This is a genomic window from Streptomyces sp. NPDC003077 (assembly GCF_040611095.1).
Classification (GTDB): Bacteria; Actinomycetota; Actinomycetes; order Streptomycetales; family Streptomycetaceae; genus Streptomyces.
Genome location: NZ_JBEXNM010000029.1, coordinates 76,788 through 93,431 on the forward strand (window position 1 = coordinate 76,788; position 16,644 = coordinate 93,431).

14 protein-coding genes are annotated in these 16,644 nt (G+C 73.5%); 8 read left to right on the forward strand and 6 right to left on the reverse strand.

Going from position 1 to position 16,644, the window contains the following annotated elements; translation table 11 throughout:
* Positions 1–23 precede the first annotated feature (23 nt).
* Entirely contained in the window at positions 24–899 is an 876-nt protein-coding gene (locus tag ABZX96_RS20490; protein ID WP_355546377.1) for a DMT family transporter, read from the reverse strand.
* A gap of 171 nt (positions 900–1,070) precedes the next feature.
* A complete protein-coding gene (locus ABZX96_RS20495) occupies positions 1,071–1,865 on the reverse strand; it encodes an SDR family NAD(P)-dependent oxidoreductase (protein ID WP_355546345.1) in 795 nt (264 codons plus the stop codon).
* A gap of 334 nt (positions 1,866–2,199) precedes the next feature.
* On the opposite strand from ABZX96_RS20495, the gene ABZX96_RS20500 reads away from it, so the two are divergent.
* The gene (locus ABZX96_RS20500) at positions 2,200–2,370 is read left to right on the forward strand and encodes a hypothetical protein (protein ID WP_355546347.1); all 171 of its coding nucleotides are present in this window, start codon (positions 2,200–2,202) and stop codon (positions 2,368–2,370) included.
* Positions 2,371–2,384: 14 nt separating this feature from the next.
* Complete coding sequence (locus tag ABZX96_RS20505; protein WP_355546379.1) at positions 2,385–3,626, forward strand: galactosyldiacylglycerol synthase; 1,242 nt, start codon at positions 2,385–2,387, stop codon at positions 3,624–3,626.
* Between the two features lie 102 nt (positions 3,627–3,728).
* Here ABZX96_RS20505 and ABZX96_RS20510 read toward each other — a convergent pair whose 3' ends face one another.
* Complete coding sequence (locus tag ABZX96_RS20510; protein ID WP_355546349.1) at positions 3,729–4,547, reverse strand: hypothetical protein; 819 nt, start codon at positions 4,545–4,547, stop codon at positions 3,729–3,731.
* A 279-nt stretch (positions 4,548–4,826) separates the two neighbouring features.
* Here ABZX96_RS20510 and ABZX96_RS20515 point away from each other — a divergent pair, with 279 nt between their 5' ends.
* Positions 4,827–5,741: a 2-dehydropantoate 2-reductase gene (locus tag ABZX96_RS20515; RefSeq protein WP_355546351.1), complete on the forward strand. Its 915-nt coding sequence runs from the start codon at positions 4,827–4,829 to the stop codon at positions 5,739–5,741.
* 142 nt (positions 5,742–5,883) lie between these two features.
* Here the strand turns inward: ABZX96_RS20515 and ABZX96_RS20520 are convergent, their stop codons facing one another.
* Both ABZX96_RS20520 and ABZX96_RS20525 read right to left on the reverse strand, forming a co-directional pair.
* A complete protein-coding gene (locus ABZX96_RS20520) occupies positions 5,884–6,696 on the reverse strand; it encodes an SDR family oxidoreductase (protein WP_355546353.1) in 813 nt (270 codons plus the stop codon).
* A 222-nt stretch (positions 6,697–6,918) separates the two neighbouring features.
* Entirely contained in the window at positions 6,919–7,953 is a 1,035-nt protein-coding gene (locus ABZX96_RS20525; RefSeq protein WP_355546355.1) for a DUF4429 domain-containing protein, read from the reverse strand.
* Positions 7,954–8,297: 344 nt separating this feature from the next.
* Here ABZX96_RS20525 and ABZX96_RS20530 point away from each other — a divergent pair, with 344 nt between their 5' ends.
* The 5 genes from ABZX96_RS20530 (at position 8,298) to ABZX96_RS20550 (ending at position 15,303) form a co-directional block, all read left to right on the forward strand.
* Positions 8,298–9,941, forward strand: a complete 1,644-nt coding sequence (locus tag ABZX96_RS20530) for an alkaline phosphatase D family protein (RefSeq protein ID WP_355546357.1) — start codon at positions 8,298–8,300, stop codon at positions 9,939–9,941.
* Positions 9,942–10,254: 313 nt separating this feature from the next.
* Positions 10,255–11,580, forward strand: coding sequence for a Bcr/CflA family multidrug efflux MFS transporter (locus ABZX96_RS20535; protein WP_355546359.1), 1,326 nt, complete (start codon positions 10,255–10,257; stop codon positions 11,578–11,580).
* 299 nt (positions 11,581–11,879) lie between these two features.
* Complete coding sequence (locus ABZX96_RS20540) at positions 11,880–12,956, forward strand: serine hydrolase domain-containing protein (RefSeq protein ID WP_355546361.1); 1,077 nt, start codon at positions 11,880–11,882, stop codon at positions 12,954–12,956.
* A 228-nt stretch (positions 12,957–13,184) separates the two neighbouring features.
* Positions 13,185–14,249: a small ribosomal subunit Rsm22 family protein gene (locus ABZX96_RS20545; RefSeq protein WP_355546363.1), complete on the forward strand. Its 1,065-nt coding sequence runs from the start codon at positions 13,185–13,187 to the stop codon at positions 14,247–14,249.
* Positions 14,250–14,559: 310 nt separating this feature from the next.
* The gene (locus ABZX96_RS20550) at positions 14,560–15,303 is read left to right on the forward strand and encodes a bifunctional DNA primase/polymerase (protein WP_355546365.1); all 744 of its coding nucleotides are present in this window, start codon (positions 14,560–14,562) and stop codon (positions 15,301–15,303) included.
* A 64-nt stretch (positions 15,304–15,367) separates the two neighbouring features.
* On the opposite strand, the gene ABZX96_RS20555 is transcribed toward ABZX96_RS20550, so the two are convergent.
* Entirely contained in the window at positions 15,368–16,354 is a 987-nt protein-coding gene (locus ABZX96_RS20555) for a hypothetical protein (RefSeq protein WP_355546367.1), read from the reverse strand.
* Between the last annotated feature and the right edge of the window lie 290 nt (positions 16,355–16,644).

The following is a 16,644-nucleotide window of genomic DNA, read 5'->3' on the forward strand; positions in this document are numbered from 1 at the left end:
CGTACCGCCTCGGCGCGCGCCCCTCACCACATCTGCTCCTTCTCCTGCCCCGAGACGACCGGCGACCGCACCAGCCGCGTACTCCCGAAGACCAGCAGCGCCAGCGCCGCCGCCTCGGGCAGCATCCGCAGGCCGAGCGTCACGGTCTCGTCGAAGAGGGCGGCGCCCAGGACGACGCTGAGCAGCGAGTCCCCCAGCGTCAGCGCGGGCTGGGAGGCCACCAGCGTTCCGGCCCGCAGCGCTGCCTGGAGCAGCAGGAAGCTCGCCAGTCCCACCGCCGCCGTGACGTACGGCTGCCAGGTCGAGAACACGGCGGCGACCCCGTCGGACAGCCGCCCGATCGCGTCCTTCATCAGCGTCGCCGTGAAGGAGAAGCCGATGGCCGTCGCGGTACCGAGGACCGCCGCCCGAGGCGCCGGGCGCAACCGGGTGGACACGGCGACCAGCACGGCGACGGCCACCAGCGCCGGCACGGCCACCTCCGGCCACCGCGCGCCCGGCACCGTCGGCCGCCCCTCCGACGGGTCCGCCAGCACCAGGAAGGCGGACAGGCCCACCCCCATCGCCGCGAAGGCCAGCCATGTGCCGGGCGCCGGCGCCCGGCGGAAGACGACGCTGCCCACGCCCAGGGTGAACAGGAGTTCCGTGGTCATGACCGGCTGCACGACCGCCAGCGGCCCGGCGGCGAGCGCCCCCGCCTGGCACAGTCCCGAGAGCACCAGCGCGCCGGTGCCCCACAGCCATACGGGCCGGTGCACGAGACCGGCCAGCCAGGACAGCGACAGCAGCCGCCCTTTGGGGGAGGCGTCCTCGACGGCCGCGGCGCGCCGTTGGAGGACGGAGGCGAGCGCGTTGCCCAGCGCGGCGAGGAGCGCCAGCGCCACGCACAGCGCCATCAGAGCGGGGTCGCGTTCCTCCATCGTGCGCCGTTCCTCCTCCCGTTCCACACTCGCTCGCCTTGGGGCAGGGCCGGTCCTGCCACTCATCTCCGGGCAGGGCTGGGCCTGCCGCTCACCTCCGGGCAGGGGCCGGGCCTGCCCGATCCGAGGGCCGTGCCCGTCGGCCGCGTCTCACCCCAGCCGGGTCGCCAGCTTCCGGAACAGGCCGGGCATCGCTCCGTAAAGACGCACCGGCAGCGCCAGCCACGGCGGCACGAAGACGTCGTCGCAGCCTCGTGCCAGCGCCTGGCACACCGCCTCGGCCACCCGTTCGGCGGGCACCGGCCGGGGCCACGAGCGCCGGTACGGGACGCCGCGCCGGTCGAAGAACGGGGTGTCGACGACGCCGGGGATCACCATCGTCACCCGGACGCCCGTGCCGGCCAGCTCGTACCGCAGGCTCTCCGCGAACGTCGCCAGCGCACCTTTGGACGCCGCGTAGACCGCCTCCTGACGCACGCCGAGCCGTCCCGCGATCGAACCGATCATGACGACGTGCCCCCGGCCGCGGGCCACCATCCCGGGCAGCAGCAGCCGCACCAGACGGAGCATCGCGGAGAGGTTGACGGTCAGGAGGTTGTCGATCGCGGCGGGCGGCATGTCCGCGAACGGGCCGGCGCCGCCGACCCCGGCGCTGGCGACCAGCACGTCCACCCGGTCGTGGAGGCCGATGGCCCGTTCGGCCAGCCGCTCGCAGCCGTCCTCGGTGGCGAGGTCGGCGGGCAGCGCGGTGCCCGAGGTGACGGTCGCGATCTCGGTGAGCCGCCCCTCGTCCCGCCCGCTGAGCAGCAGCCGCCACCGGCCCTCGGCGGCCAGTCGCGCCGCGACCGCCGAACCGATGCCGGACGAGGCCCCGGTGACGAGGACCACGGGCTGGTGAACGCGTCCGGCGCCGTTGCCGGACGGGAGCGGGGAGCTGCCGGGCATGTTCCGTCCTCGTGATCCGCAGTGGCTGCCGCCTCGATCTCCTGTGGATCGCGAACAGTCGCGTCGTCGATTACCGCCTCACCCCAGGTGAGGACTTCCGCCGGATGCCGGAGAGGGGGGAAAGGGGCTGATGGAAGCCCAAGCCCCAGGACGTGCTTCTCTTTCTTACCTCTTCTCCGTCGATCCTGCCTATTTCTCCTCCATCTGCATGACATCAACCTATTAGGCGTCATCTCCACGCATATCTACCCAACTTCCTCTGCCTCTATCGGAGGGCCGCCAACCGGGGGATCGGTGCCGGGAACGCACGGATTTCTACGGAAGGCTGGAAGACATGGGCCCTGCGGAAGGCTGGAAGGCATGGGCCCTGCGGGAGGCGTGGGAAGCGTGCACGCTGCGGAAGGCATGGATCCTGCGGGAGGCGTGGAAAACATGGACGCTGCGGAAGGTGTGGACCCTGCCGGAGGCGTGGAAGGCGCGCGAGGCACCGGACGCCGTTTCCTGATCGTCAGCGCCGGTATGGGCGCCGGCCACGACGCCGTCGCCGACGAACTCGCCCGGCGCCTCCGCACCCGGGGCCACCGGGTCGCCCAGCGGGACGTCCTCGCCCTGCTGCCGCCCGGCGTGGGCCCGGCCGTCCGGGGCTTCTACCGGACGACGGTGCGGCACTTCCCGTGGCTGTACGAAGGGATCTACGGGGCGTTCTTCCGCGCGGATACGGGGGATGCGGGGGATGCGGAGGGGACGGAGGGGGCCTCGTCCGGAGTGCCCGGCCCGGCGGGGGAGGGGGCGGCGGAGAGGGCGTCCGGGGCGCCCGGCCCGGCGGGGAAGGGCTCATCCCCCGGAGCACCCGCCCGCCACCGTTCCCCCGACGGCCCCCGGCCGAACTCCGCCCCGCTCGCCGCCCTGGCCGAGCGTCCGCTGCGGGACGCCGCGCGGAGGTGGCGCGCGGATCTCGTCGTCCCCACCTTCCACTTGGCGGCGCAGGTGACGGGCCGGTTGCGGGCGCGCGGGGCGCTGGCCGTGCCGAGCGCCGTGGTCGTCACCGACTTCGCCGTACACCGGCAGTGGCTCCATCCGGGCAACGACCTGCACCTGTGCGTCACCCCGGCCGCCGCCGCGCGCGCCGGGGAGGGCACCGGGCGGCGGGCCGTGGCACCGGGGCCGGTCGTGCCGCCGCGCTTCCATCGGGAGCCGGGCCGGCGGGGGGCCGCGGAGTGGGCCGCGGTGTGGGAACGCCACGCGCCCGACGGCCGGCCGGCCGTGCTGCTGGGGACGGGGGCCTGGGGCGTGGGCTCGGGGCTCGCGGAGACCGCCTCACTGCTGGCCGACGCGGGGTTCCTGCCCGTCCTGCTGTGCGGACGGGACGAGGGGCTGCGCCGCCGCGCCGCGCGGTGGCCCGGTGCGCTGGCGCTCGGGTGGGTCGAGGACCTGGCGGGGGTGATGGCGTCGGCCGGGGCGCTGGTGGACAACGCGGCCGGTCAGACCGCGGTCCAGGCGCTCGCCGCGGGGCTGCCGGTGGTCGGCCACCGGCCCGTCCCGGGGCATGGAGCGGAGGGCGTCGCGGCGATGGCGGCGGCCGGGCTGTCCGCGTACGCCCGCGACTCCCGGGAACTCGTCCTGCTCCTCGACACGCTCGCCCGCCCGGGCCCCGCCCGTGTGCGGCGGATCGCCGCCGGACGCGCGGCCTTCTCGTCGGACACCGCCCGGCACCTCGCGGAATGCGCGGAGGAGGGGGTGGGCGCGCGGGGCGGGAGCTGAGCGCGCCACCTCTCCGTACGGCACCCCGTGGGACGCGCGCAAGGGGGGTGTGGGGACGCGCACAAGGGAGGCGGGGACGCGTACAAGGGGGGCGACTCCGGATCACACCGGGGTCGCCGCTTGGTCGCTTTCGTGTTCGTCTTCCCCTTCCCCTTCCCCTTCCTCGGGCAGCCGGCGAGTGAGATGTGCGGGGAAGCGTTCCCCCTGCGGGTCGAGGAAGGTGATCAGGTCCATCAGAACGTGCTGGAGCTCCACCAGACGTGGTAATGGGCGCGGGTCCTCGCCCAGTTCCCGGACGTCCGCGTCGAGTTGGCCGAACCAGTCGGCGAACGCCGGATCGGAGTCCAGACGGCGGCAGAATTCCGCGTAGCCGATGCATCCGGTCTCGCCGCCCTCGTCGGTGATCACCGATTCGCCGATGGCCCGCTGTTCGCCGCGGAAGATCCGGAACGCGCGGCTGTCGTGCGCGTTGCTGTTGAGGACCGTGGCGACACGGTGCAGCAGATCCACGACCTCGCGGTTCTCCTCCCGTACGCCCAGGTCCAGGAACCGGACCCGGCGCCGCAGGATCTCCACCCAGCCCAGGTATTCGGCGAAGACGAACAAGGTGTTGCGCCGCGCGTACTCCCTCTCCCGCGGCGTCCCGTCGAGGTAACAGAGCGCCAGGAAACCGTTCTGCGAACGCGCGATGTTGTAGATCCGCGACTGGAGGTCGAACGCGGCCCACAGCAGCGGGTCGCGCACCCGGTGCATGAGGTCCCGGCGACCGGCCTCCCGGGCGAGCGCGGCCGTCTGTCGCTCCAGCCGCGCCGCCAACTCGGCCTGCCGCCGGCTCGACCGGGCGCCGAGCACCACGCTGAGCACCGCGCTGAGCAGGGCCACCGCGCCGGAGACACTGGCGACGATCAGTTCTGTGCTCATGGCGGTGAATGTACGCGATGGGGGATGCTGAGGCGGCGGCTTGATCAACCAACGGCTCGACGCGAGAGAACCGCCGCCGGAGAAGCCGGAGAAGCCCAAGAAGACCGGGAAGCGGCAGAAGCCAGGGAAGCGAGAGAAGCCGCAGAAGTGAGCGAGGCTTCCGGGAAAGACGCTCGGGGGAAAGACATTTCGGAAAGGACACTTCGGAAAAGGCGCGTCGGAAAAGACACTTCGAGAAAGACGCTTCCGAGAGAGCGCGAAAGCGCGAAAGGGGACGCTGTGGAAGGCGGGAACGACCGGGCCGAGCGCCCGGGAACGATCGCGGTGCTCGGCCCGGGCGGTGTCGGGGGCCTGCTGGCCGCGTTGCTGGCCCGCGCCGGGCACCGGGTGATCTGCCTCGCGGGCGAGCGCACCGTGGAGGCGCTGCGGCAGGACGGGGTACGGGTGCGCAGCGCCACGTTCGGGGAGTTCACGGCGCGGGTCGATGCGGACACCGAACTCCGCGAACCGGTCGACGCGTGCCTGATCGCCGTCAAGCAGACGGCACTCGCTTCCGCGCTGGAACGGGTGCCGCCCGCCGCCCTCGGTGACGGCCTGGTGGTCCCCCTGCTCAACGGCATCGAGCACCCGGCCGCGCTGCGTCGGCACTACCGCCCCGACCTGGTGGCGCCCGGCGTGATCCGTGTCGAGTCGACCCGGGTCGCGCCGGGCGTCATCGAGCACGGCAGCCCGTTCGCCGACGTGGAACTGACCGGCGCCACGGTCGAACGGAAGCGGCTGGACGAACTGGCCGACCTGCTCACGGCGGCCGGAATCCGTACCCAAGTGCGCGCGGACGAGATCACGGCGCTGTGGGCCAAGCTGGCACTGCTGGCACCGCTGGCCCTGCTCACGACGCGGTACGGGCTCACCGTGGGCGGCGTACGGACCGAGCGGGGCGCGGAACTGCGGGCGCTGCTCGACGAGACCGCCGCGGTCGGCCGCGCCTGCGGCGCACCGGTCGACCCCGCTTCCGTGCTGCGGCTGTACGAGACCTTCCCCGCCGCCACCAAATCGTCCATGCAACGGGACGCCGAGGCCGGCCGTCCTTTGGAACTCGACGCGATCGGCGGCGCGTTGCTACGGGCCGCCGCGCGCCACGACGTACCGGTCCCGGTCGCCACCTCATTGGTGCGGGATCTGGCGGACGCGTAGGGGGACGGGAGCAGGGACGAGCAGGGGCGGGCGGGGACGGGAGCCGGGGCGGGGACGAGAACGGGGAACAGGGAACGAGGAGCAGGAACAGGAAACAGCGTTCGTCGTCCCTGCCCCCGCCCCTGTCCCCGTCCCCGCCCCCTCACCCCCGCCCGATGTACGGCATCGTCGTCGCCATCACCGTCGCGAACTGCACGTTCGCCGCCAGCGGCAGTTGGGCCATGTGGAGGACCGTCCGGGCCACGTCGGCGGCGTCCATCACCGGCTCCACCGCCGTCTGACCGTTCGCCTGGAGGATGCCGGTCCGCATCCGGCCGGTCATCTCCGTGGCCGCGTTGCCGATGTCGATCTGGCCGCAGGCGATGTCGTACGGACGGCCGTCCAGGGACAGGGACTTGGTCAGGCCGGTGATGGCGTGCTTGGTCGCGGTGTACGCGACGGAGTGCGGCCGGGGGACGTGGGCGGAGATCGAACCGTTGTTGATGATGCGGCCCCCGCGCGGCTCCTGCTCCTTCATCAGCCGGAAGGCGGCCTGGGCGCAGAGGAAGGCGCCGTTGAGGTTGACGTCCACGACCGAGCGCCAGGCGTCGTACGAGAGGTCTTCGAGCGGGCCGGGCGGGCCGAAGGCACCCGCGTTGTTGAAGAGCAGGCCGAGCCGCCCGAAGCGGTCGCGCACGGCCGCGAACAGGGCGTCGACCTCCTCGGGGCGGGTGACGTCGGTCGGTACGGTCAGCAGGTCCGCGCCGTCGGGTGCCAGCTCCGCGGTCTCCCGCAGCGCCTCCGCGCGGCGGCCCGCCAGCGCGACCGACCACCCGGCGGCGGCCAGCTCCAGCGCGACCGCGCGTCCGATGCCGGACCCGGCGCCGGTGACCACGGCGACGGTGGCGGCGCGCGCCGGATCGGCCGCGGCGGCGTGGTCCGGGGCGGCCGAGGGTGACGTGGTGTTGTTTGGCATGGCGGCAGGGTAAGGGGCGCGGCGGGCGCGGGCGCCGGGGGCATGGCCGCCGGGGAATCGGCGGGATGCGGACGGGGCACGCGAGCCGGGCGCCGTGAGCCGGGCCGCCGTTCCCGAGGTCCCTCAGCGGCTCCCGCCCCGCGCGCTCGGTGGGGCCCCATCCCGCCCCGCCCGCGTGCTCGGTGGTCCCCTATCCCGCCCACCCGCGTGCTCGGCGGGCCCCTATCCCGCCCCGCCCGCGTGGAACCGCTTCAGCACGGCCGACTTCGCGAGTGCGAACTCCTCCGCGGTGAGGATGCCGTCGCGGTGCAGTTCGCCGAGTTCGCGCAGGCGGCGCAGCAGGGCGTCGTGGTCCTCGGCGGCTGGTTCCGGGGCGCCGCCGGTGGCGTCCGCCGTGCCGGTCCCGCCGTACGCGGCGGTGTCACCGGGGATGCCGGGACCGCCCTGCCCGGACGCCGTCCCCGCACCACCGAGCTCCTTGACCAGCGGTCCCGGCGCGACGGCCGTCCCGGTCGCCGCGCCGCCGGTCTGCGCCGCCCCCGGTGCCCGGCCGCCGATCGGGTGCGGCAGGCGGGCCACGACGGCCGCGGCCAGGAGGGCCGTGGTGCCGCTCTCCTTCTTGAAGCCCCACAGCTCCAGGCAGTTCGGGTCGTGCTCCGGCTTGAGGTGCGCGGTGATGCCCCTGGGCTTGAAGCGCAGGTAGCCGGACTCCAGGCCGGAGGCGGCCCGCCACTCCACGCCCTCCAGGTCGGCGAGGGCGAAGTCGCGGGCGCCGGCGTTCTTCTTGCTCTCGTTGGTGTTCCAGCGCCATTCGATGTGGACCCGCTCGCCGTCGAACGTGGCCACGCCGTCCACACCACCGGCCGACAGGGGCACCGGCGGGCCGGGCAACAGATAGCGGTCGACGGGTCCGTCCGGCACCTGCTCGATCATCATCGCCTGGCGCACCTCGTCGACGAAGAACTCGGCGACGCCGGACCGCTCCGGCTCCACGACGACCTGGTACGGATTCGCGTCGTCCGGCAACTGTCCCCCGGTGGCGTGCAGCAGGGGGTCCGCGCCGTCGCGCAGTCGCAACCGCAACCGTCCGCCGCGCCGCCCCGGCTCGAACGCGATCCCGGCCAGCGCGGCCAGCGGTACGGCGATCTCGCCGAGGTCCTGCCGCAGCCGGTGTACCTTGCGCTCCCGGCCCGGGGTGATCCGTACCACGTCCCCGTCGAAGACCCATGTGCCGTCGCGCGCTATCAGTTCCGCCATGCCCCGAATCCTACGGAGGCGGTGAGCCGCCGAACGCCGCGCAGGTGAAGCGGGGCGGGACGCGGCGGCGAAGCCGGGAGGGGCGGCGATCCCGGACGGACGGGCCGGAGCGGCGCACCCAGAAGAACGGACGGATGAACGGGCCGGGGACAGGGCCGGGTCATGGCCAGGACCGGACCCGGTGACGCACCGTGACGCCCCGCGTCCGTGCCGTGAATGTCCCACCGGGTCCGTTGCGGTGGCAGTCATCATCCACTTGTCATGTGTGCGTCGTACACGGGTCAGCGCACCGCCGTCACACGTCCCTGTAATCACCACCGACATCAGACGTCAGTGGAGGGGCAATGACCGAGTACGGCTCGTACGCACCGCAGCAGGACCGGGAGCTCCGCGCCGCCGCCGCGCACCTGGCGCGCCGGCGCTTCCTCACCGTCACCGGGGCCGCCGCCGCGCTGGCCTTCGCCACGAACCTCCCGTTCGCCGGCGCCGCCCAGGCGGCCGAGGTCGACGCCAGGAAGCTGGCAGAGGACCCCTTCACCCTCGGCGTCGCCTCCGGCGATCCGCTCCCGGGCTCCGTCGTCCTGTGGACCCGGCTCGCGCCCAAGCCGTACGAGCCCGGCAACGGGATGCCGCAGGCCCGGGTGGACGTGCGCTGGGAGATCGCCTACGACGAGCGGTTCCGGCGGCTGGCGGGGCGCGGGCGGGCCGAGGCGCATCCCGAGTTCAACCACACCGTCCACATCGAGGCCACCGGCCTGGCCCCGGACCGCGTGTACTACTACCGCTTCCGCGCCGGCAAGTGGATCAGCCCGGTCGGCCGGACCCGTACCGCGCCCGCGCGCGGGGCCCACCTCAACGACCTCAAGCTCGCCGCGGTGTCCTGCCAGGCGTACCACGACGGGTACTTCACCGCGCACCGGCACCTGTCCGAAGAGGACGTCGACGTGGTCTTCCACCTCGGCGACTACCTCTACGAGTACGCCGTGAACCCCGCCGGCGGCGCCCGCAAGTACACCGACCGCGTGCTCCCCTCCCACTTCAACCGCGAGGTGGCCACGCTGGAGGACTACCGGCTGCGCTACGCCCTGTACAAGTCCGACCCGGACCTCCAGGCCGCGCACGCCGCCCACCCCTTCGTCGTCACCTGGGACGACCATGAGGTGGAGAACAACTACGCGAGCGACATCAGCGAGGACAACCTGCCGCCCGCCGAGTTCCTGGTGCGCCGGGCCGCGGCCTACCGCGCGTACTGGGAGAACCAGCCGCTGCGCCGCCCGCAGCGCCCGAACGGCGCCGACCTGCGGCTCTACCGCCGCCTCCAGTACGGGCAGCTCGCCCAGTTCGACATCCTCGACACCCGCCAGTACCGCTCGGACCAGGCGTACGGCGACGGCTGGCACGCGCCGGGTCCCGAGTCCCTGGACCCCGCGCGCACGCTGACCGGCGCGACGCAGGAACGCTGGCTGATCGACGGCTGGCGGCGCTCGTCGGCCCTGTGGAACGTGGTCCCGCAGCAGGTCACCTTCTCCGAGCGGCGCAACGCCACCGGTTCCGCCTACAAGCTGAGCATGGACGCCTGGGACGGCTACGCGGCCTCGCGCGAGCGGGTGCTGGCCGGCGCGGAGTCGGCCGGGGTGGAGAACCTCGTCGTCCTCACCGGTGACGTGCACGTGCACTACGCCTTCGACATCAAGCGGGACTTCGCGGACCGGGACTCGCGGACGGCGGGCGTCGAGTTCGTCACGACCTCGATCGCCAGCGGCAAGGACGGCGCGGATCGGCCGGCGAACTGGGAGACGTACATGGCGGCCAATCCGCACCTGAAGTTCTACAACGGGCGGCGGGGTTACGTGACGGTGACGCTGGACGACGAGAAGGCGCGGGCCGATTACCGGACGGTGTCGGCGGTGACGACGCCGGGCGCGCCCGTGACGACGGCGGCGTCCTTCGTCTCCGAGGCGGGGAACCCGGGGCTTCAGGCGGCCTGAGCGGGGCGGGGCGGTGGGCGGTCGGCGGGGGTCGTCCGGGAGTCGGCCGGGGGCATATCAAGCCCGTCCGGCGATTGAGGACAACGCTCCCGGCGTTCACCGGCACCCGAATTCACCAACCGACCGCCCACGCCCCGCAAGATTGCCGGAACCCGAGCCGATCGCTGACAGGTGCCGGACGGGCTGGAAAACGCGGTCGGCCGCCCCGCCCAAGACCCGATGCGTACCGGCCCAAAGCCAGACCGAATCTTGGCGGGCGCCTGCCGTGTGCGTGACAACATGGTGCAGCCATCACTGAACCATGGAGACGCTCATGACAGACCCCCGCCCCCGCGCGGCCGACGCGGAGGAAACCGCCCCCCTGATACCCGGGCGGGAGACGGCGGACAGACCCGTCGCGGCCCGCCGCACCAGCTTGCTCGTCACCTTCGTGCTCGGCGGGCTCACCGCCCTGCCCCCGCTCTCCATGGACATGTACCTGCCGGCGCTGCCGGCGGTCACCAGTTCCCTGCACAGCCCGGCCGCCACCGTCCAGCTCACCCTGACGACCTGCCTGGCGGGCATGGCCCTGGGCCAGATGATCGTCGGGCCGATGAGCGACAAATGGGGGCGCCGCCGCCCGCTGCTCGTCGGCATGATCGTCTACATCGTGGCCACCGCGCTGTGTGCCGTCGCCACCGATGCCGCCACACTCATCGCCTTCCGCCTGCTCCAGGGGCTGGCGGGCGCGGCCGGGATCGTCATCGCGCGGGCGGTGGTCCGCGACCTGTACGACGGCGTGGCGATGGCCCGGTTCTTCTCCACCCTGATGCTGATCTCCGGCGTCGCCCCCGTCGTCGCGCCGCTGATCGGCGGCCAGGTGCTGCGGATCACCGACTGGCGCGGGGTCTTCGTCGTCCTGACCGTCGTGGGCGTGCTGCTGACCCTGCTCGTCTGGCGGACCCTGCACGAGACGCTGCCGCCCGAGCGGCGGCACGACGGCGGCCTCGGCCAGACCCTGCGCACCATGCGCGACCTGCTCGCCGACCGCGCCTTCTCCGGCTACCTGCTCGTCGGCGCCTTCGGTTTCGCCGCCCTCTTCGCGTACATCTCCGCCTCCCCCTTCGTGATCCAGGAGATCTACGGCGCGTCCCCGCAGACCTTCAGCCTGCTCTTCGGCGTCAACTCGGTCGGCCTGGTCATCGTGGGCCAGATCAACGGCAAGCTGCTGGTGGGCCGGGTCAGCCTGGACCGGGTGCTCGGGATCGGGGTCGTGCTGATCACCGTGGCCGGGGTGGGACTGCTGCTGATGGCCTCGGGAGTGTTCGGGGACGTGGGGCTGGCACCGATGGCGGTCGGGCTGTTCGTCCTGATGTCGTCGATGGGCCTGGTCATGCCCAGCACGAACACCCAGGCGCTGCTGCGGACGCCGCACGCGGCCGGGTCCGCCTCCGCGCTCCTGGGGACCTCGACGTTCCTGATGGGGTCGATCGCCTCGCCGCTGGTCGGCATCGCGGGAGAGGAGACGGCGGTCCCGATGGCCGTCGTGCAGCTCTCCTGCGGCGTGCTCGCACTGGCGTGCTTCCTGGGGATGTGCCGTCCGTGGCAGCGTAGGGAGGTGACGAGCACGGGCACCACCGGGGAGGCGACCGAACTCTGAGAACACCGAGACCCGAGAACGCACCGAGATTCGAGAGCACATCCGGTTCTGAGGGCGCGCCGAGAGCCGAGGGCGGGCCGAGAGCCGAGGGCGCATCGGCGCCGGAGGGCGCGCCCGGCCGCGAGGGCGCGCCGAGCCCCGGCCGCGCGCCGGGCTCCGACCGCGCGCCAGGCTCCGATACCGCGCCGGGACCGGGACCGGGAACGGCCTCCGGCTCCTCGTCGGCGAGTGTCCTGCGGCGCGGTACCCCGGAGGAGGCCGGCCTCGACCCGGCGTGGACCGCCCGGCTCGCCCGGGGTGTGCGCGGTCTGCCCGAGGGGCGGAGCCCGTGGTGCGCGGGGGCGGTGGTGGTCGCCGGGCGGGGCCCGGTCGTCGCCGTCGAGGAGGCGGCGGGCTGGGCGGTGCGGTACGGCGCGTACGACCCGGAGACCGGGCGCGGCGTCCCGCTGCCCCGGGACCTCTGCGAGCCGGTCCGGGTCGGCACGGTCTTCGACCTCGCCTCGCTGACCAAGCTGTTCACCGCCATCGCGGCCGTCCAGCAGGTCGAGCGGGGCGCGCTGGACCTGGACGCGGAGGTCGCCCGCTGGCTGCCCGCGTTCGCCCCCGGGATCACGGTGCGCCGGCTGCTGACGCATACCTCCGGCCTCCGCGCCGAGCTGCCCTTTTACTCCCGCCAACGCGAGGGGCGGGCGGCGCGGCTCGCGCTGCTGTGGGCGGAGGCGGCGGCCCCGTCCACCCCGCCGGGCGGCCCGTACCGCTACTCGGACCTCAATCTCATCGCCCTGCAACTCGTCCTGGAAGACCTCACCGGGCGACGGCTCGACGTCCTCGTCCGGGACGGGATCACCGGGCCGCTCGCCCTGGCGGGGACCTCGTACGGGCCGCTGTCCCCGGCGGGCGTGGCGGCGACGGAGGACCAGCGGCGGCCCTGGGCCAAGGCGGACCGGGGGCTGCTGCGCGGCGAGGTGCACGACGAGAACGCCTGGGCGCTGGGCGGCGTCGCCGGGCACGCGGGGCTGTTCTCGACGGCGCAGGACCTGGCGGTGCTGTGCCGGACACTGCTCAACGGGGGCGCCTACGGGACGGCCCGCATCCTGCGGCCCGCGTCGGTGGCGGCGCTGCTGGACCCGCCGGGCCTGGGGTTCGTCGTCGACCAGCCGTACTTCATGGGCGCGCTGGCGGGACGCGGAGCGGCGGGGCACACCGGGTTCACCGGGACGAGCCTGGTGGTGGACCGGGCCACGGACACGTTCCTGGTACTGCTCGCCAACACGGTGCACCCCCGGCGGCGGGACGGCGGCAGCGCGCCCCGCGCGGCGGCGGCCACCCGGCTGGCGCGGGCGGTACGCGGGGAAGCGGGCGGGGCGGGGGAGTGACGGGCCTGCTCCGGTGAAATCGGTGGGGGAGGACGGGCCTGCTCTGGCAAAACCGGTGGGGGGAGCGACGGGCACGCTCTGGCTCAACCAGTGCGGGAGTGGCGGGCCCGCTCCGGAACGGCGGTCTGCTCCGGAGAGGCCGCCCGCTCCGGAAAGGCGGTCTGCTCCGGAAAGGCCGCCCGCTCCAGATAAACGAGTGGGGCGCCCCGTCCCCGTAAAATCGACCAAATGCACGAGGAACTGCGCGCCGCCCTGGCGGGTCTGCTCGACGGCCTGCCGCCCACGCAGGCGGCGCGGGCCGTCGACCGGCTGATCGAGAACTACCGGGGCCGCACCCCCACGGACGCCCCGGTGCTCCGCGACCGGGCCGACGTCGTCGCGTACGCCGCCTACCGGATGCCCGCGACCTTCGAGGCCGTGCACGCCGCCCTGACGGCCTTCGCCGCGCGGCTGCCGGACTGGTCCCCCGCCTCCCACGTGGACATCGGCGGCGGTACGGGTGCCGCGACCTGGGCGGCGGCGACGGTCTGGCCCGAACGCGGTACCACCGTGCTCGACTGGGCCGAACCCGCGCTCGAACTGGGCCGCGAGCTGGCGGCCGGCCGGGTGACCGGCACCGAATGGCGCCGCGCGGTCATCGGCGCGGGCATGACCGTGCCCGAGGACACCGACCTCGTCACCGTCTCCTACGTACTGGGCGAGCTGCGCGAAGAGGCCCGGGACGCCGTCGTGCGGGCGGCGGCGGACGCCCGCGCCGTCGTCCTCATCGAGCCCGGCACCCCGGACGGCTACCGGCGGATCCGCCGGGCCCGGGAACAGCTCGTGGCCGCCGGGCTGCGCGTCGTCGCGCCGTGCCCGCACAGCGGCGAGTGCCCCATCCTCCAGGTGGAGGGCGCGGCCCCCGGCAAGCCGGGCGGCGACTGGTGCCACTTCGCGGCCCGGGTGAGCCGCTCCTCGCTGCACCGCCAGGTGAAGGGCGGTTCGCTCGCTTACGAGGACGAGAAGTTCAGCTACGTCGCGGCGGTCCGGCCGCAGGCCGTGGCGCCGGAAGCCGACGTTACGGAAGCCGACGCCCTGGAAACCGCGGCCCCCCTCCCGGCCCCCGCCCGCATCGTCCGCAAGCCCCAACTGCGCAAGGGCCAGGTGCTGCTGGACCTGTGTGCGGGGGACGGATTGCGGCGGGAAACGGTCACCAAGCGGCGCGGCACCGATTACCGTGCGGCACGGGACGCCGAGTGGGGCGACGCTTGGGGTCCCGAGGACGCTCGGGACGAGGGTGCCGAGGACGCCTGAAGGCGAATGACGGCGAACGACGGCGAAACCGCCGCGAACGCCTGACGGCGAAGCCGCCAGGAGAACACCAGCCGGTGACTCCTTCCCCCGGACCCTCGGCCACCCCGGCCCTTCGACCAACCCCTCCGACCCCTCCGGCCTCCCGGCCCCTCGGACGCGAGTGGGAATTGTCGCGCCAGAGGGGCCTATATCCCTCCTAATCACCCCGGTACGATGGGCCTTCGTTCACCCCGGATCCGGACACCGGTCACCCCAGGGGGAGGATGGTGGCAGCATTGATCCCAGACCACCGCTCGAAGTGAGGGGATAGATGGAACGCAAGGGCAGGTTCTCCCAGTGGCTTCGCCGGCCGAAGAGCGGTTCGGGCAGTGGCGATACGGACACGGGAGCGGTCGCCGCGCGTGACCGTGAGGACCTGCTGCTGGCGGTCGCCGACGCGGGCTTCCCCCTGGCCCCGGCCGCCCACCCCTCCGGCTACGGCTGTTCCTGCGAGCGCGTCGGCTGTCCCACGCCCGGGCGGCATCCGATCTCCTTCGGCTGGCAGACGATCGCCAGCACCGACCGGGAGAAAGTCCTGGGCTGGGCCCGCAACCATCCCCAAGCCAACTTCATCACCGCGACCGGCATCGCCCACGACGTCCTGGACGTCCCCGTCGAGGCCGGTCGCAGTGCTCTTGGGCGCCTTGAGTCCACCGGCGTCGAGGTCGGACCGGTCGCGCTGAGCGGCGCCGGATTCGGCGACGGGCGCATGCTCTTCTTCACCGCCACCCGCGGCACCCCGGACGACGAGGACGAGTGGTGGCCCTGCGAGCTGGACTGCCACCCCGAGACCATGGACGAGCACCCGGGCCTGCGCTGGCACTGCCGGGGCAGCTACGTCCTCGTCCCGCCCTCGCGGCTGCCGGGCGACCAGCCCGCGGTGTCCTGGCTGCGCGGCCCCGAGCGCGCGCTCCCCGACCCGCTGTCCCTGCTGGAAGCGCTCACCGACGCCTGCGCGGAGTACGCCGACCACCGCCCCGACCACGAGTCGGCCGCCTGGCCGATCGGGCGCTGAGCCCCTCGCCGGTAGTCCGCCGTCTTCTTCGTCTTCGCTGAGCCCCCGCCCGGGGAGCCCACCCCTACAGCGTCTTGGCCGACGTCTTGGCTTCCAGGCGGTGGAGGAAGGTGATCCGGTCGGCGGAGTCCTTGGCGGGCACCTGCACCGCCTGCTCCGTCAGCGTCGTGAAGGTCATCTTGTCGGTCGGCTTCTCGGGGCCGTCCAGAATGCCCTTCATCTCCTTGGGCAGGCGGACCTTCGAGCCCTTGGTGAAGGTCTTCTGCTGGTGGTAGTAGGTCGAGAAGAAGACCAGCGCACCGCCGTCGGTGGTGCGCAGCGCGACCGGCGGGTAGTCCGACGCCTGGTCCTCCCACTGGAGCCGCGCGCCGGGCTGGAAGGCAACCCTCGCGCGGTTGGCGCGCCAGCCGTCGGTGTGCGGGCCGGAGGCGAAGACCTGGCCCGCGTCGGTCCGGCCGGTCTTCAGGTACGTCGCGTACGTCTTGCCGAGTGCGCCCGGATCGACCTTCAGGCCGGTGTTCTCGGCCTCCGGGCGGATGAGTTCCGCGTAGCCGTCCTTGTCGGTCGTGAACTGGGGTATCTCGGCGTCGGAGAGCGTGGAGAGGTAGACGGCCTTCCACTTGGCCTGGGCGCTCTCGCGGGAGAAGGCCAGGAACCACCGGCCGTTGTTGCGGTTGCTGGCCGCGTCCGCGACGAACACCCGCGGCCAGCCCGCCTGCCGGGGGATGGTGAAGTTGGGGTCCGTGAGCACCAGCGGCGGGAACTTCGGGTTGCCCCCCGGGCTGATCGCGCGCGCGGCCTTGGTGACGGCCTGGTCGATGGCCAGCAGCGAGTCACCCTCGTACCCGGGGTTCAGCGTGGGGTCGAGCTTGCTGTTGGACTTGTTGAAACCGCTGACGAACCCCTTCAGGACGGTCCCGGCCTCGTCCTTGGACACCGCCGGCAGCATCTCCCGCTCGCCGTGCACCGTCACGCACCCGCTCAGCGTCAGCAGCGCCGCGCTCGCGGCGGTCAGCGTCACGGCTACCCGGAACGGCGACCTGCGTGTCATGGGGCTCGGACTCCTTCGGGGCGACCGGTTGGCGGGTGCGGTGGCCGGGGCGGCGACCGGCGACACCCTACCCGTGTCGGGCCGCCGCCCGGGTACGGGGCCGAGCTACGGCGACCTCGCCGCGACCTGACGGCGCCGCCACCCGGCCCACCCCGCCTCTCGGCTTGCCTGATGGGCGGCGGCCCGCCATCTCAAGCCCGTCCGGCCTGCACGAGTGGACGATGGCCCGCCATTTCCAGCCCGTCCGGCGATTGAGGACAACGCCCCCGGCGTTCACCGGTACCAAAGAA